Raw genomic sequence first — 17,316 nt, forward strand, 5'->3', positions numbered from 1 at the left:
AACTCTTATTAAATGGCCTCGGCCAGTTCGACGCGCAATACCAAACCATCCTGCAACCTAGTTATAGCCCCAATGCGCGGATATAACCAAAGCCCTGAGTGATCAACAGGCTGTAACTGAATATCAGAAATCAGTTGCGAGATTTTGGTGATCTGCGCACGCGGCAGTAACAGGTCTGCTCGCCCTGCTCGGCATAACACTTTGTGTAACTCAGCCAAGTAATCAGGAGAAAATTGAACATGCGACTGGGTCTCGGCAAACAGCAAACTGCCAAGCAAACGCTCGGTGGTAGCAACACTATTTTGGAATGGGTTGTAGTAACTCATTTCAGACTGGCGAATGGCATTACCACGTGGCCACAACAACCCCTGATTGCGACAAAGGCCTTGGAACACCTCAACGGGAGATGCCTGCCTACCCAACTCTTTGGTCGCTAGTGCATGAGCAACGATATTCAGACCCCACTCAAGGCCGCTATGGGCCTCCAACGCTCGCCAGTTGCTCAGTAAATCAAGCAAGTTTGCGTCAGTGGAGTCACTGCTACCAGGTCTTAAAACTCTCGAATGCAACACACTCAAAAAACTGTGACTCAGGGTAAAGCCCTCGCTGAGCAGAAGCCGGTGCAACTCTGCATTGGCATCACGACGCTGCTGCAAATCACCGGCCCCTCTCACCGCGGCTAGCGCATCGGCCAGACTACCCCCTGGGGCTACCTGCTCCAGCAATTGGAAAAGATGAAAATCGATCTGCTCATAGTCACCTGGCTGCAGGCTACGCGCGAGAGTATTAAGAACGCGAAGCGGATCCTCGAAATATGCTTGCTCCAGGCGACTTATAATTCCGTTGCCCCCAGCCTCCGCCTCATTCAACCAAACTTCTAGGCAGTCCTCCAGCCAAAAAGCATCGGCCACCACCACCCGTTCATCAACATCTGGCAACAGTACGCACATTGCTCGCTGGGCAGCGCCAGCCAGGGTATTGGCTAGCAACGTGCGACTCCAGAGGAGCAATTCAGGTAGCAAATCTACATCAACCCACAATGCACGGGCGCACTCCTGTAGGCCGTTGAGCAGATCATCTCGTGCTAGCAACTCACGTAAATCTGTTTGCAGTTTTTGCTCTTGAACAGAGTCCAACTGCTCATCGGGTTGAAACAAACTCTGCGGAATTATGCGCAAACGCTCAATACCGGCAGCCGTGTGCAACCGGGTGAGCGCACTGGTTATTGGTTGAGGTTCTGTAGGATCCAGATTAAGGAACTCTCCAGCCAGCGCAGCTAAATAACACTCAGCAACCCAATTTGCCTTGAACGAATCACCACCAAAAATATCTAGTTGATCAACAAGATGACGGAAGAACACAGGGCGGAGTCCATGTAAAACCTGCGGATTTGCCAACATATCGACAATCACTTGATCACTAATCCGAAATCGAATACGCATACCATCGACCCACTGCCGAGCACCGATAGCAACAGGTTCACCACTGCGCTCCCAATCAAATCTGACTCGGGTACTTGCACCGTTGGTAAACCGCAAAGTGGCTTGCGCCGCTGTGCTAAAACGCACCACCTCCAGAGGAGTCATTTGCTGGTGCAAACAGAAGGTCACATCGGTAAGATTTCTCCCCCAACTGCCAACTGGAGGCTCATGTAACTCAGTCAGTGACGGCACACGAAACTCGGCCTGCCACACTAGTCGCGCGTTGCTTTTCTCAGTTAAATTTAACTTCGGCTCGAGACGGCGGGTATAGACAGCATTAGGACGCAGTACTGCCAAGGACTGAGCAGCGCTACTGCCAACCGAGCCTTCATCGAGCAACTGCTCGCCAAAAGCCTCACAGACCTCAAACCCAGACTGTTGGATGGAGTCAGGTTCAGGAACAAAATTTACTGGAATTAGCCAGTCAGCATCCAAGTTACTGTCAATGGCATACCGCTTTGAAATCCGTCCTGGGGCAAACTCGCGTAGCGCTTGGAAAATTGGCAAATCTCTCCACTCGACGCTCAAATCTACCCCGCGCACCAAGGCGATAAACAGACTAGGTAAGCTGAGTTCGCTAAACAGCGCTTCGGGGATAAATTCGGGCAGCGGCGAACTCCCTTTAGCCACATCCTCCCACAGTTGGCCATTGGCGCTCCAATCGGTAACTAGTTTGCGCTGCAGCGCAGGTAGTAGTTCAAACATTACCGAACGCGGGGGTGCCCAGAGAATGCGCAGCAGAGTACCGTTATCAACCTGGAGGGCATCTTTTAGATAGGCGGTAAACTGATCTTGCTGGCTGCTTGGTTGCAGTAATTGCTCAACCAAAATCAGTAGTCGCTTGCAACTACTCTTATTAGCCTGAGGCTTGCGAAGTATCGTCCACACGGCACCACTACCTAATTGCGCACTTAGCCAGTCGAGCAGTGCCATAGCCGCCTGCATTTTCTGAATATGGCTGTTGTGCAGCGGTAGACCCTGCCGCTTAATTTCTGGGCTAAGCAACTCTTCGTAGCGTTGAAATGCAACTCGATCACGACCGAACTCGGAGAGAACTACCAACATCCAAGGACGCATGGTGCGAGAGCGGCCTGCACGACCCTTGCGCTGCAAATAGGATGCAACATCACGCGGTGCCTTATGCTGCAGGACTGCCCCCACTGCCGGGTCATTGAAGCCTACCTCAAGTGAAGCCGTAGCAACGACAATCTCAGCGTCAGCATCGACCCCTGCATCCTGGCTCGACGTACGACCGACTACCGCCCGATCATCCTCACCGAGCAAATGGCCGATATCTGTGCCCACTCGCCAGTCTTGCCCCAGACGGATACGTTCTAGTGGATGCGTCGCTTCCTGCTCATCTTCATCCTGCCGATCCCTTGGACCACGCAGGCTAGCCAGTGTTGGGTGATGGGGTGTTAGCCCCCACTTATTTGTGCGCCATCCTTCAGCATCTGCTAGCTGGTGATAAAGACGATTGTTCGCGTCCAAGTCGTCGGTAAAGACAAATGCTTTACTTCCCCACGTCCCCTTAGAACAGCTCTTGCGGGCATCCAGAATACGCCTAGTTAGCATGCTGGCCTGAATGGTGGTCGACAGCAAAGCAGTCTGCGAGACCGGATCACCGCGCAGTACCATCAGGTACTCCGCGCCTTCATCAATCATTTCATCAGACAACGGTTCAACCAGTTCAACATGCTCGTCGCGCGCCCCGACCAGTTCGGCAAAAAAACGTGCGGCATCGACTAAGGTTGCAGATAGCCCAACAAAATGTGGTCGGCATTGAGCGCGTTTCATCCAACGCCGCAGTAAATAGGCCGTCTGAGCTCCGCTACCGCCACCGTAAGTGTGCACCTCATCGAGTAACACTAGCGTTGGCCCCGCTTGCGGGCCAACACCAAACAGATGGTTACAACTGTAATCCCCAAGCCTCCGATTGAGCATCTCAGTGGTGGTAAACAAAATGTCCGGCGGAACATCTGTCTGGCAGCGACGAGTCAAAGCCACCTCGTCATCGGCTACATGGTGCCCGCAGCGATTGCAGTTAACCTCTTTAAGGTTGGCACGCCATTCCATCTTTCCGCCGCAACTGCTGCTCGGGCAGCGTAGTAGGTCAAACGCCAAACTTGGTTTCTTCGTTTTAAAATCTACCCCCGCCCATCGCCACTCAGTAGGAGTATCTCCGTACAGTGCACCGATGCGAATCTTGCGGCCAGTTCCGGTTTGCATCAGACCATCGAGTTTACGACACTGGCTCCATGCTTCCATAAACTGGTCTTTGAGCAGTTCATTGCGCGGATAGATGGCTAGAATCCGCACCCTGGGTGTGTGATCACTCAGCAGGTCTGCAGCTAGCGAGGCTAGGCCTGGTAAATAGAACGACAGCGTCTTACCACTACCAGTACCGGCACAAACGATGGTGCCGGAGGCATGAGTCGGTCGGTAGCGATGCTCACTAAAAGCCTGCAAAATACTTGATGTGGCGCGGGACTGAAAACCGGCCAAATTCCGCAGATTGCTGGCTGGATTGAGTAACAACTCAATGGCGGCCTTTAAATGTTCAGGATCACACAGTGTCGACAACTGCAACCACTTCGGCAGCAATTGCGCCACATCATGATCGCGTTTGGGGTAACTACGAGGCCGACGCAAAAATCGGAAATCCGACACTAACGTACGAGCGCGATCTATCGGTTGGTTGAGAAACCATTGCCGAAGGTTGCGGTACAGGTGCGCCGCCTCGCCCATACGCGTCCGGTAAACATTTGTGAGCCCTTCAGGATGGGGCACCTCGATGAGCATCGCGTGCTTGCTCAACGCAATCAGCACATCATAGGGATCGTGATCGGGCAGTACTTCTTCCAGGATTGTCAACACCTCATCTTCGCTGAAGAAACCACCGGTATCGCCCCAAACCAACAAGCTGGTTTCCTGCTCTTCCAACTTGTCCAAGCAAGCGTGCAACTGCTCCAGAGTAATGGTCATCAGAAAGCTTTCCGACTAACTGTGAACTGCTCCAGCAGATCGTGTTTTTGAAGCCACTGAAAAGCCTCCAGCGTCATCATGGACAGCGGTGCCCGCCCAAGACTTGCGAGTTGATTAAGTTGATTAAAAAAGCGGCCAACATCTGCTGGCAGATCGAAATCCATCTGATCCCGCACCTGCTGCATGCGTTCAGCCAGTTTCTTTAACTCTTGAATAGACCAAACGGTCTCAGGCATCTGTTTGGCTTGTGCCAAGAACTGCTTACGAAGAGCGACGTATTCCGTATAGTATCTCTCGACCCCAGGAATACCGCGCTGGGTATCGAGCATCACCTGTTCAACCCGGCATAAGCTATCAAGTTGAGCAGTCCAATTTTTCCAACACGATATAACTTTTTCTTCTAACTCAGTGGTTAGTTTGCCGAGTGCTACCTGAGCATTATCAAGCGCATCATCCTGACGGGCCGCAGATTTTTTCTGAGACCAAACGTCAGTGAAAGCTTTAAGACTTACAATTGCTTTTCCGCATTGCTTCTGTAGTTCAGTACTTAATTGCATCGACTCGGGAGCATCTACCGGAAGCGCCTTGAGCACCGCCGCATTGGCCACCATAACTTTAAGACTACTGGCGATATTTTGGAAGCGCTCATAGATATGCTTACAATCCTCGATGGATTCACGGGACTGTCCAGCAGACTGACTTAACAGTTGTTCACTGCGCAGACTTTGGATCTGCTGTTCAAGCATGCTCATGATTTTCGTCCCGCAGATCAGTCACAGTTTTAGCCATTTCATCAAGTAGACGGGTCACACTGTCTTGAGACTGCTTCAAAATGTCGCCTCCCCACTTCTCATTTTCCGACTCCAACCTAGGCAACACGAAACCGTAAAATATGTTCCAATTGGTTAGCACCTTCACTACTAACTCCAACCGTAGACCATCAAGTTGGTTGACCCGTTGCAAGCGCCTAATCACATCCGTTTCTTCACGGAGTGCAAGCAGGTCTTTAACCACTCTCCAACTCTCACTGTCTTTCAAGGCAACCAGTGAGGCCTGCATTTTCTTAGCATTAGGGAAATCTGGCAGTGTTGGATAATACTGCCCACCAACACTGATATCACGCACCAGGCCCGCCATCTCATCTAGCAAAGAACAGAAGGTATCTTGTCGAGTGCAACCATCTAACACTTCAACAACATTGATTGACGGTCGCAGAGCTTGAGTTATTGTATTTGACAATTTCACTAGTTGAGGGTCTTGATTGGTCTTGGCGACTTTAAAAGCGTTGAGTGCTAGATCCCCATCCATCCCATGATCATTCGCGGAAACTAGTTTCAACCAGGCCTCACGCTGATCATCCCATTTCTCAAGCACTTGCTCGCGTGCTTGCTTTAGCTCTGGCACAACTGCCGACATCTCACTCTCACGAATCTCCTCAGCGGTTCTGAGTAATTCGTTTAAGCGCTGACGGTCATTATTGCTGTCCGTCAGCAAACCCAGTGTCATGGCCGATTGCAGTTGCTTACCTAGTACGCCTGGTAAGGCTTGCCGCATCTCGACCGCCAGTGTCTGCAACATGTCCGGCACCCAGTAAGCGGCGAAACTCTGATAGAGGAGATAATCCCCGAACCCGTTGGGATACCCCCACCCGATGTCGCGGTCAGACTTGCGGTTAAAGTATTCGTAACGGAGCAGTGCAAGTGCTACACCCTGCAGAAATTCTGCTTTCTGCGGAAGCTTAAAATCCTCTTCCAAGCAAAAATGCATCTTACTTCCCGCGTTATTACCCATAGCATAAGGAAGCTCGATAAGTATACGACTTGAAATCTTCAGAGAAGGCTTTTCCTTTAGGCCAATCCAGTCCAGGCGTGCATACTGCTCATACATCCCCAAGAGGCCTGCACGCAGAATACGAGCCTCTTCTTGCCCAAGCTTTTGCTTACGCTGAAACCAAAGGGTGACAACCTCTTCTAATAGGTGCAACTCTAGCTGATTGGAGTCAACCGTCTCAGGGGATAAGTCTTGTAAGGCACCCTGTTTTACCGCTCGAATTGAGGTTTCCGAAACTATGGATCCACTCGGGGCAACCTCATAAATACTCAATCCGTCCTTGAGCATTGCAGCTAGGCCGTCTAAACCAAAGATCCAGGCAACCCGGCAATCCATCTTTCTTTGCAGATCTTCGATCGAGCGACTGTCATATCCCCAGATCGCGGCTAGTGTTTTGCATCGCTCTGGCTTTTCAAGCTTCTGCAAAGCACCTGACAATCCAGCCTTAACTTTAATCCCGGCAAAGTCAGCGGGCGGAAACGCCTTCGACAAACATGTTTTCCGGTAATTGCTTAGCGTGCGCAAGAGAATCTCGTTCAATACCTGGCGGGGATTAAACTTGAGTTCTTCATCGCCTTTACGACAAAAACTATCTGCCAGTGCAGCAATGGCATTACGATTAAAAGGGAATAATGGCACTCCAAACGTAGCATACCCGAATGCTTTTAAGTCATCTCTATCGTCATCGGAATCTGACCAAACTGGCGGCCACGAATCAGATTTTCGACCTAACCAAGAAGATTTCAGCGCCTCACTGCCAAAGCGGGCGGCATTCAGATAGCGTCCGCAGAAATTGACAATTCGCTCTAAGGTCTGCTCAGGGCCTTGCCCCTGCTCACGAATATGCCACTCATATTGCGCACGGGTTTTAATTGTATCCTGACGCCGCAAATAGCCTTGGTAGCCATCGGTTACCGCAATCGCCGAACGCAGCGTGCATAACTCCTGCTCACCATCACGCACCGATTCCTCTAGCAAACTGTCTATCAGGACGTCTTCAATAGCGGAGATTGCCGCCATGTCCTCTACCAGTACCACCAGAGTGCGGTTTTGTTGTTTCAGTGAGCGGCGTATCTCTTTGAACAGGTCTTGAAAACTGCCACCATTGAATTGAAAAAGATATCCAAAAACCGTACGTGTAGACTCACCAAGAACTTCATTCAGTACGCGGGCCGCACCCTCACGCGCAAGTTGGTTGGTGTTCAACTGGGTCTGACTGACACACTGCCGTGCGCTTAGGCACAAGTCATCAAGATTGAAACTAAAGTCAAGATCCCCGTCCTTGATTTGGTAATCGTTACGGAGAAGTTCATGATCAGTTGCCCCCTGCGTCAAACGACTAGCAAACTGGTGTATGCAATGCTCTGGTTTAAGCAGGCTTTTTTTGAAGTTAGGATCAGTAATTAACTCTGAGAGACCCCGACCAGGCAGTGTATAAGTTTGAATATCTCGCAAGCGCTGCGCCTCTTCAGCCCTCAACTGCTGACGTGCCGATGGATGTTCACGGTAATACGCAACCTTCTGAGCAGCATCTTGGTGCAACTCATTCAACTGCTGAGACATGAATGTTAGCAACAGGTCCGCAACCGCCTCGGTCTTTAATTGCTCACCAACCGAACTTATCCTACTACGAGCCTGCTCGAAATCCTCTCCCTCAAGTCCAGCCAATAAGAGTTCCAGTACCTGGCGCAGACTGGCATTTTTCGGAATGCGCACGACATGCCAACTCTGGCAATCAGAGTGTAATTTTAGTTTGGCATCCAACCAGCGAATCAGGTGGGATTTACCTACCCCGGAACGTCCAATGATAGGGATCGGTCGTTCTATCGATAGAAAGTGTTCAAGCAGATTTTCTTCGTCGCATAATTGATCCGCACCAGAGCCCACACGTAGCAACTGCATAGGCTCATGCACCGCCAGCAGTACATGCTCCGCCAGTTCTTCGGCCTCCGTGCGAATGCATTGGGTGACATATTCAGGCTGAGGCCAGTAATTAATCAGGCTCATACAGTCACCGCTGGAACGTAGACAACCTCACTAACAAAACGATGGACTCCGCCAGGAAGTTGTAATTGCATGCTAGTGGTGTCGTCGGAGGCCTTCTCAAAGCGCAGGCGAAAAGCACTCTCCAAACGCACCAATGCGTGGCTTAGTGCCGGACTGACCTGATGAGCCTCCCTCGGATGCCAACCTAACTCCTGCATCAAAGGTTCGAGTAAACAACGGAAGTGACCCCCGTCCAACAGGGGTATTTGCTCGGCCAATCGCTCAATAAAAACCCTTAGCGACAATTTGCTTTCACCTAAAAACATCGTTTCTAAATACGGCACAATAGCTCGAGTTGGATCGACAATATATCCCGCACCGAAAGGCTCGAGAAATCCAAAAAAATCACCGTACTGTAAAAAAATAGGTAACTCGTTAGTGAGATTAAGGCCCCGTTCACCAGGTAGCCAGCGATTTACCGCTTCTTGTGCATTGCTAGACAACAACGGTTCTCCCCCCATAAAGGTATAGCCCTGCTGCACCAGCAGACAGGTCATAGCCCGAAAAAAAGGTTCAACTCGTCTATCATCCAGAAGGGCCTGATCAGTATTTTTTTTGGCATTGCCGATTATTAATGCCAACACTCTATGTGCTAAATTTCGATCTGTCGCGCCCTCAGGTACAGAGATCATGCCAGTGTCATCTTGCAACCAAAGTCCTTCCTTTAGCCAAAAATCCAGATTCCACTCAAACCGTTTTTGAGCATTTGCGGATTTAGGTAAAAACTCAGGACGAAGAATCTCCAATACATCGACACGAGATATAGATTTACCTTTTCGCACTAGCACTCGATCAATGAGATTCAGCAACACCAAACTGCTGCCTGGATTGGCATTATTCACCATCGACATTATTGAGACTCCTGTACAAAATTTTCCAAAACCTTGCTGCCGGGGTGACATTCCCACCACGTGCGATATGGCAAATACGGGTCAGCCAATCCTTCAGGTGCGACAATAACTCTTAGCGGATCATCAAAACTCGGCAATGGCAAATGAGTTTCTCCAGGCATCAGTAGCACCAACTCCAGCCATCCCCCAGCACTATCTTGAGGTGCAAGCGCACACCAGAATGGTAGCGTCTTAAGGGCGTCGTCTTGGTACATCTCATCCAGCACTACCTGACTGGCGCGTACAGCCTGAACTTGCCTGGTACGCAGTAAGTTCTGCAACCAGAAACGCCAATTGTGCAGCATCGCTTTGGACGTAACCCTAGCGTACGACTCAGGTCGGTAGCGGACCCGCAACAACTGTGAAGATGGCATCCAACTCGGAACAGATAATGGCTCCACGCCGCGCAGATGGAATAGATGCCCCAGCGTCGGGGTAAAAGCGCCTCGTCCTTGATTACGACAGCCAGGACATCCCCCACAGCTACGTTCAGGGGCGATGCCACTAGGGCGATAAAACTCATCCAACTGCCAACATAGCGGTTGCCGCGTGTCCTTTAGCCATCTGGTTAGACGAGAAAAACCATCAGCCCTGGCCTTTTTTTCCTGATCGCGGCGCGGGGCTACCTGTTGCTGCCATACCTCAGGAGCCAAATGGGCGTCAATGAGGATCTGAACGCCAATACGGCTGAAATAATCCTCAAAATAATCATTAAGAACCTGCTCATTCTCTGGAGTTATCTCACCCTCGAACTGTGGCGGTTCGGGTGGAGTAAAAAACAGACGAATAACCCCCGCACGCTGCATCAACTGCAGGGTACGCAGGTTCCATTTTTCATTACGCTTGCTATGTCGTGGCAGGCCGCGATGCAGAGCAGATCGAGAAATTGTGAAATATTCACCGCTGCTCTCCCTGCTTTCCAACAACATTTTCCAGCGCTCCACCCCCAACTCCGCAGAGATCAACTTCTCCTGCGAAAGTCTTTCCGCCACACTCAACTGTCCTGGGTGGTAGATAAGCCAAGACCAGCAGGCTGTACCGTCACGCCCCCCTCGACCAGCCTCCTGATAGAACCGATCTAAACTCTCCGGTACAGCCGCATGCAGTACCGAACGCACCCCGGACTTATCCATGCCTACACCGAAGGCGGAGGTAGCGACCATGATGTCTAGTTCGTCATCTCCCCACTTGCGAATCAGCGCGTCGCGCTGATCTGCGGCTGTTGAGCCATGGAATAATCCGACTCTAGTGAACCCATTGCCAAGCAGTAAATGTTTCCAGTTTTCAGCCTCTTTTTTCTGTGTGGTATACAAAATCAGTGGCCGAGGTAAACACCGAAGCGCGTCCAATACAGCAAGTTGATGTTCTGTAGGGTCCGCAGTTTTCAACACATTAAAATTCAATTCTGGGCGTAAAAAGCTGCCATGAATTTCAATGGCTTGTTTGCCTTCCAGAACAAAAGAATCTTTAAGCAACTGCAGCGTCGGATCACTGAAGGTTGCCGACATCAAGACTGTACGTATGCCTTTCGGTGAATGCTCCCTCAGCGAGCGAAACAGGGGTGCCAGCAACTGGAATTCAGGACGAAATCCTGCCCCCCAGTGGTCAATAATATGCGCCTCGTCAACAACCAGAGCCTCCAACTGCCCTTGCTGTGCCAACCGAAAAAGCGCCGGCCGGAGTTTGCCGCTAGCTAACTCCGGCGAGCAGAACAAAATACGCTGCCCCCCGTCTTTCAAACGCTCGAGGACTTGCTGGTGCTCAGCATCCGCCTGGCCTCCATACAAGACATAACTACCTCCATGACCACAGTCTGCACGGTTAAGTACCTCAGCGGCACGGGTTGCCTGCTCCAGCGCCAACCCTACTGTTGGTACAATGACCAGTACCAGTTTCTGCTTGCCCGAAAACAGGCTCAGCGCATGAATGACTAGGGTCTTTCCGCTACCGGTTGGCAGGTTGATGATCAGCGTACTGTCAGGAGGGGATGTTAAAACTGTACGTATTGCTGCTTGCTGCCCAAGCCCCTGGTATGAAGCGAACTGCTCATTTTTGAGCCTTTGCCGCAGAGCTACATCCATTGGCACGGCCTTCAGATGTCGACGGGGATGATGTCCATAAACATCAAGCGCATCATTATTTTGAACATCCGCCATCCGCACGTAACCCGTCATGGCATCCCGGACTACTCCAGCACGAGAAAGATGCATGTCACTAACGGCATTGGCAGGTAGTCGCAACACGGGGTCGACGATGCTGTGCGCTAATGCACAACCCAAAGCATCCCGGCACACCGCCGCGCGGTCCGCCGGACCTGATTTAAGATCCCGAAAAACCTTTAATAACCGAATAAAAAACGATTCAGACAGTGTGCTGGTCTCGCAAACTAAGCCTGGATTCAACAATGCTGCTTGTAGGGCGTTCCACTGTGCTTGCATCAAGCCCCCCTCAGCATCTTGTTTGTACACACAACTACCGCATGCATCGATAGTAGTTGCAGTTGCGGCTCAAACGAACAGATTTGCACCTGGGGCAGGTCAGCCAAAATCTGTTGGCGACTTCTAGAGGCGATCTCCAAGATCATTCGCTTCCAGTGCTCTGCAGGTAACAAGGACTCAAACTCAGGCCAGGCGTCACTGCGCAGATTGAAATCTTGAAAGCTGGGATTAGCTTTGTCATAAGGCCACTCCAACGACCTCAACATGCTCTCAGCAACCACCAGACTGCCATCCTCCGCCAGCCAATGGCTCTGCACTGAAGGCATCAACATCTCATCGCCACAAACTTGTTCCAGACGACTAGACCCAAGCTTCACAGCGGTTACCAACCAATTAAGTCGGAAGAATATTTTCGGTGCGCTCAAATTGCCTTTTTCAAGTATGCGCAGAAAAGCACTGGTTGCTCCTCGCGAATCAACAGTAATCAAATTATAAACTGAGTCTACAAACGGCTGACCATATCGAAATGGATACACACCGGACTGACCAGCAACCTGGGTTCTAGAAACACTCATTGGCGCAGTTGCCGGGGGATTGCCACTTTTGGGATCGATACCGGTTAGGCAGGTAGCAACAAAGGTTTGGACGTCCACTAACGTCTTGGTGCCCTCACGTGATCCCTCTACGGCGAACCTGAGTCTAAATGGACTTTGCAAGTCACCCTCAAAATTGAAGGACAGCCCCTTAGTCATCCATGCGCACATGCGCTTGGCTTGCTCTTCTGCGGAGTCGTCGGCGTTGGCTATTTGTTCAGCGAAGTCCTTAGCCTCGCTGACCTCATCATCTAGCGCCAGCAACTCTTCCTGAACCTTCACGCGACGTCGCTCACGTACAAGCAAGCCATCATCGCCACTTAAGCCTGTTGCGCTCCGTAGCAGCGCCTCATCACCCGAAGAGGCTACTGTTTTCCAGGTGCTCTCAAGATGCTCCTCCAGTACATATTGCAAGCTAGCTACCGTGTTGTTGAATATGCCTACTGACAGATCCAGCACATCAATCCAGCGGCGGATTAATCCGTCATTCGCAGGAAGTAGCGCCAAACTTTCTACTGGACGAACCCCGACCAAGTTGGCACTGTAACGATTAAGTCGGCCAAGTCGCTGCTCAATACGACTGAAGGAGCGTGGCAAACTGTAATGCACTGCAATTCGCTGTCCCCCATGCAGGTTAAGACCGTCCTCACCCCGCTGGTCACATACCAACACTCTGACAGAATTCACAGGGCGGATGAATCGCAACTCTCGTTCGGGGATATAACGTTCAACCGCCACATCTAATTCGAAAGCCAGCAAAGTGAATATATGTTGCGCAACTTCCTCAACCCCACAGAATACCACTGCCTTGCCGTTTTTATGTTCAGCAAGCCAATTGCGAAGGCTTTCAATCAAGCAATTGTCTTTATCTACCTGTTCGTGAAGGGCTTGCTGGGAGATATCATCAAGAAACTCCTGTTCAGCCTGCTTCAGCGAACCGGACAGACGTTGAATGATCTGACTAGCGCGCCGACCGACTAGCAAAGGACTGACCAATAGATCATCTACCCATTGCAAGTACACCTCTGCATTCATCGCCTGGAAATCATCAGGATCACGACTTGCTTGACTGCGATACGCCTCCAGCAACAAATCTAAAGAAGGCATTTTCTCTGCCAATGGCCAATAACTACGTTTCAAGCCGGCAAGACCTGGAAACAGCCATGCCAGTTGCTGCGACTCGCGCCGGTTACGCAACATTCGCTGATGAAGTCGGTAGTGTTCGCCGATATAACGCCTTAAAGTTTGGACTGCCTGCATTCTCAGATCACCACTTTGCTCAGCAAAAAAATCTACAAGCGGAAGGGTCTCATTGACTAAAGATTGCAGAGACGGATCATCAGGGAATTTACTCACCAAACTTTGAAGTATATGCTCCAAAGCTGCGTTGGAGTTGCTTGGCGTTAGGGCGCTGTACCAACCACCGACTAATTCTCGCTCAGCAATCTGGGTAGTAAAACGACGCACACCCTCCTGTGACAATTCATAGGCCTCAGGACTAAGGCAGTGCAGCATTGCCAAAAAGTTCTTCTCATTACCGTTTAGCGGAGTACCAGAAAGAAGCAGTACAACCGAGGCCACCTGACAGCCTTCGGCCAGGGCACGAAAACGCTCACGCACTGCAAACTGTTGATCCCATGCCCAAGGTGCAATTTGGTGAGCCTCATCGACCACCAATAAGGTCGGCAACCAACCCTTGAGGACACTATTTACTTGCTCATGCGAGCAGATTCGAATCAATCGCTGCGGCTCAGCATGACTTGCCAACAACTCACTAAGGTGAAAGCGTCCAGACAACTCATCTCGCCATTGCTCGATAAGTGCCGCAGGTACTGTGATAAGCACTCTTGAGTTATGTTTTTTCTCTAACACATGCTCACGAATGATCATGCCCGCTTCAATGGTTTTGCCGAGGCCTACTTCATCTGCCAAGAGGTATTTAGGTATTGGATCCTGGAGAACACGACGCACTACAGCAATCTGATGCGGCTCCAACTCAACACTGCTGCTGGGAATTGACGAAATTGAACGACAGGCTGCGCGCTGCTCGATATAAGCGCTCAAAAAATCATGCCGTAAGGAGCAAAAATAGGGTGCGTCATTTGACCGCGCAGCCAAAAACGCCGCCGGGTCGAGCAGTTCTCCCGGCCCTATATTCAGGCAATTAAGTTGATCAATGTCGACCTCTTGCTGATCTCCACCAGCCCGAAAAATCACTAGATGCCTGTTACCGGGGCGAGGACCAGCGTACCTACCCCTCCTCCAAATACCGCTTGCACGATCCTGACAATACACAATCGACTCTTCGTACAACTGTACACTTTCAAGCAAAGCAACATCTACGGCTTTCAGTCGACACTCAGAACTAATGGGCGACTCAAAAAACCCCACCACCCCCTCATTGCTCTTGTGATCCACGCTCAGTAATTTTCCTATACCGGAAAAATTACTGGAACACACGAGATCGCCAACCATCAATCCATTCATTCCATTCCCTAAATGTTCGTCATGTAGCGATATTCGGGTGCAACAAAACCACAACCACTATTGGCACGGACAGACAGCAGCGTACACAGATGATCCAGATTATGCGTGTCGATTGCTTTGAACCGTTTCTGGAGGGCCACCCTTGGAGAACCGTGACCTGCCTCACATGAGCAAAGCGTTACATTACCCATGTCACCAACAGGCGGTAAAGCAAACCAGGTAAGCCAGCGGTAATTTTTCGTATTTCTATTCAACTTATTCATCTACTGGCCATCCTTGTCTTCACAGCGATCCGCATCACCGCAATCCTGACTTCAACTGCCTTCATTATCGAGATCACGATCTGTGCCGCTTTTGTCGTGACCCCATCGGAGGTCGATACCCAGATCGCATTCTGGGTCTACCCTATTGTAGACCTACTGACCATCGGTGCTCAGCTCACGTTTCTGAGTCGGAATGCTGATTTATGCCGGCATGACGAGCGAAGTCAAAATAAAGCTACGGAGCCGCAAGGCAACTCCTTTGCTTGGTTTAAACACTGTAGCGATTGAATCGCTGCATTCTCTCGCCCACTCAAAAACTCACTGCCACGCCACTCAGGTAATCTGTGAGCAAATCTTGGATCAGCAGCACTTTGCGCTGCAACTGCTCGACATGCGCACGCTCTGCTCGTAGTGCCGAGTACACCTCCCGATATTCCTGCATCAGCCTCTTGCTGACTGTCTGTTGGTGAGTTAAGGCGTCGGCCCGTTGCGCGAGAGCATCCTGGATAGTGCGCAGGAGCAACGCTTGAATCAGTAACGCAACCATCAGCGTGATGATGACCAAGCCTGCCCCTCCCAAAATTGACCACACCAACTCCTTACCTTCCATCTCGTTTCCCCCGGCACTAGCGGTCAATCTTGAACCGCGATCGCAGAATATGTAGCCTTTGACGACAGGTCTATGATGTAGGCATATACAGGTAAAGTTTCTGCACAGATGGAGACGTTATGAAACGCAAGCAATCGATCGAACAAGTACGCTGGGATCTGGCCTTACGCTATCGTCTGATCGAGACCATTACCTGGTGGGAGGGCCGCCTGACCACAGGGCACCTGATGCAGAGCTTTGGCATCAGTCGGCAGCAGGCGTCGAAGGACATCAACAGCTACATAAATGAATATGCGCCTAAAAACCTTACATATAGCAAGTCGCTGAAGGGCTATGTGCCGAGCAAAGCGTTCAAGCCACTTTTCATCGATGACAGTGCCAGCGCCTATTTACACCTACTCAACCAGAATCACGAACGCGCGCCGCACATCGACGGCCTAGCCCTGGCCTATGCCCATACTGAAGTACTGCATGTGCCGGACCGCACGATCCGCCCAGAGGTACTACGACCGCTGCTTAAGGCCTGCCGTGAAGGCCTCCGACTGGAAACCGAGTACGTATCATTTTCCACGCCGATTTCAGAAATCCGCCTGATTGCTCCACACACACTGATCTACACCGGCATGCGCTGGCATGTACGCGCTTACTGCGAGAAGAATGGCGAGTACCGTGACTTCGTACTCAGCCGCTTGCGGGGTGAGCCGGACGTATTAGACACCTCGGCATTTAGCCGCGAGGCAGATACCGGCTGGAACACCCTGGTTGATGTAATCATCGAACCTGACCAACGCCTGACACCTGAACAAAAGAACATCATTGAGATCGACTACGGTATGCAAAACGGCCAACTCATACTCCCTAGCCGCGGCGCTCTCGTGCAATACGTACTGCAACGTTTTCAAATTGACGCGAACAAAGTGGAATCCAGGGCGAGCGCACAGCAAATCGTGGTAACCAATCTCAACGCGCTACAGCCCTGGCTGTATCACTGAGGACAGCAGAATACGTGTGAGCGGCGACTGCGCCCGCGTAATTTGCTTCAAATTCCGCTGGCAGCCATAGGCTGAAATAGCAGACACCGGCATAAATATGGGAATGCCAAGCAGCGCTGCCCCCCAAGCAGGACAAATACGATGATGGCGAGTACCAGATATACGTTGCCTGCCGAAGACTGGCGACTGCCTACGGCTCACTACCCACCTATCCTCATTTAGATTGGGGGACGCGCAGAGAAATGTTCGTGTTTCAGGATGATAGATGCCTAATAGATCTCTGTCAGAGAGTGACGGGAATCGACCCCCTACAGAAACTGGCGGACCGAAACGGCTAAATTACAGAAGGGTGCTAACGGAATTCTTAACACTAAAGACCCTGCAAAATTCGCCAGTCACATGCATTCTTGCCGGGGCAAAGTATCTCGCGCGCTTACAACTAGGCAACATCACGATTTATGGCCGAAAAATCTGTGGGGGTAAATGTGGGGGTATTTTTCAGACATGAAAAAGCCCAACCTTTTCAGATTGGGCTAAGTCATTGAAAAATATGGTCGGGACGGAGTGATTCGAACACTCGACCCCTAGCACCCCATGCTAGTGCGCTACCGGACTGCGCTACGCCCCGACTAGGCGTCAAACCTGTTCCTCAGCTCGAGGAACGCTCAAGAATATATCGCAAGCTTTTGAAAACTGGAAGT

General features: G+C 50.9%; 9 protein-coding genes and 1 tRNA gene. 1 reads left to right on the plus strand and 9 read right to left on the minus strand.

Features of this window, described 5'->3' with window-relative positions:
* Positions 1–8: 8 nt before the first annotated feature.
* From dpdJ to NK667_RS16315, 8 genes are all read right to left on the minus strand, one after another.
* Positions 9–4,466, minus strand: coding sequence for a protein DpdJ (dpdJ, locus tag NK667_RS16280; RefSeq protein WP_054615455.1), 4,458 nt, complete (start codon positions 4,464–4,466; stop codon positions 9–11).
* On the minus strand, positions 4,466–5,218 hold the full coding sequence (locus tag NK667_RS16285) for a hypothetical protein (protein WP_054615456.1): 753 nt from the start codon (positions 5,216–5,218) through the stop codon (positions 4,466–4,468). Before NK667_RS16285 ends, dpdJ begins: the two co-directional genes overlap by 1 nt.
* On the minus strand, positions 5,205–8,303 hold the full coding sequence (gene dpdH, locus NK667_RS16290) for a protein DpdH (RefSeq protein WP_054615457.1): 3,099 nt from the start codon (positions 8,301–8,303) through the stop codon (positions 5,205–5,207). The genes NK667_RS16285 and dpdH overlap by 14 nt, the downstream gene beginning before the upstream one ends.
* Positions 8,300–9,193, minus strand: coding sequence for a protein DpdG (gene dpdG, locus NK667_RS16295; protein ID WP_054615458.1), 894 nt, complete (start codon positions 9,191–9,193; stop codon positions 8,300–8,302). The genes dpdH and dpdG overlap by 4 nt, the downstream gene beginning before the upstream one ends.
* Positions 9,193–11,670: a protein DpdF gene (gene dpdF / locus NK667_RS16300; protein ID WP_063869679.1), complete on the minus strand. Its 2,478-nt coding sequence runs from the start codon at positions 11,668–11,670 to the stop codon at positions 9,193–9,195. The genes dpdG and dpdF overlap by 1 nt, the downstream gene beginning before the upstream one ends.
* The gene (gene dpdE / locus NK667_RS16305) at positions 11,670–14,750 is read right to left on the minus strand and encodes a protein DpdE (RefSeq protein WP_063869680.1); all 3,081 of its coding nucleotides are present in this window, start codon (positions 14,748–14,750) and stop codon (positions 11,670–11,672) included. Before dpdE ends, dpdF begins: the two co-directional genes overlap by 1 nt.
* Positions 14,751–14,758: 8 nt before the next feature.
* Positions 14,759–15,013, minus strand: coding sequence for a hypothetical protein (locus NK667_RS16310; protein ID WP_152980985.1), 255 nt, complete (start codon positions 15,011–15,013; stop codon positions 14,759–14,761).
* Positions 15,014–15,323: 310 nt separating this feature from the next.
* On the minus strand, positions 15,324–15,623 hold the full coding sequence (locus NK667_RS16315; protein ID WP_054615461.1) for a hypothetical protein: 300 nt from the start codon (positions 15,621–15,623) through the stop codon (positions 15,324–15,326).
* A 119-nt stretch (positions 15,624–15,742) separates the two neighbouring features.
* Between NK667_RS16315 and NK667_RS16320 the strand changes: the two genes are divergently transcribed.
* Positions 15,743–16,615: a BrxR family helix-turn-helix transcriptional regulator gene (locus tag NK667_RS16320; protein ID WP_054615462.1), complete on the plus strand. Its 873-nt coding sequence runs from the start codon at positions 15,743–15,745 to the stop codon at positions 16,613–16,615.
* A 551-nt stretch (positions 16,616–17,166) separates the two neighbouring features.
* Here the strand turns inward: NK667_RS16320 and NK667_RS16325 are convergent.
* A tRNA-Pro gene (locus tag NK667_RS16325) sits at positions 17,167–17,243 on the minus strand.
* Positions 17,244–17,316 lie beyond the last annotated feature (73 nt).

It is taken from the genome of Pseudomonas nunensis, assembly GCF_024296925.1.
GTDB lineage: Bacteria > Pseudomonadota > Gammaproteobacteria > Pseudomonadales > Pseudomonadaceae > Aquipseudomonas > Aquipseudomonas nunensis.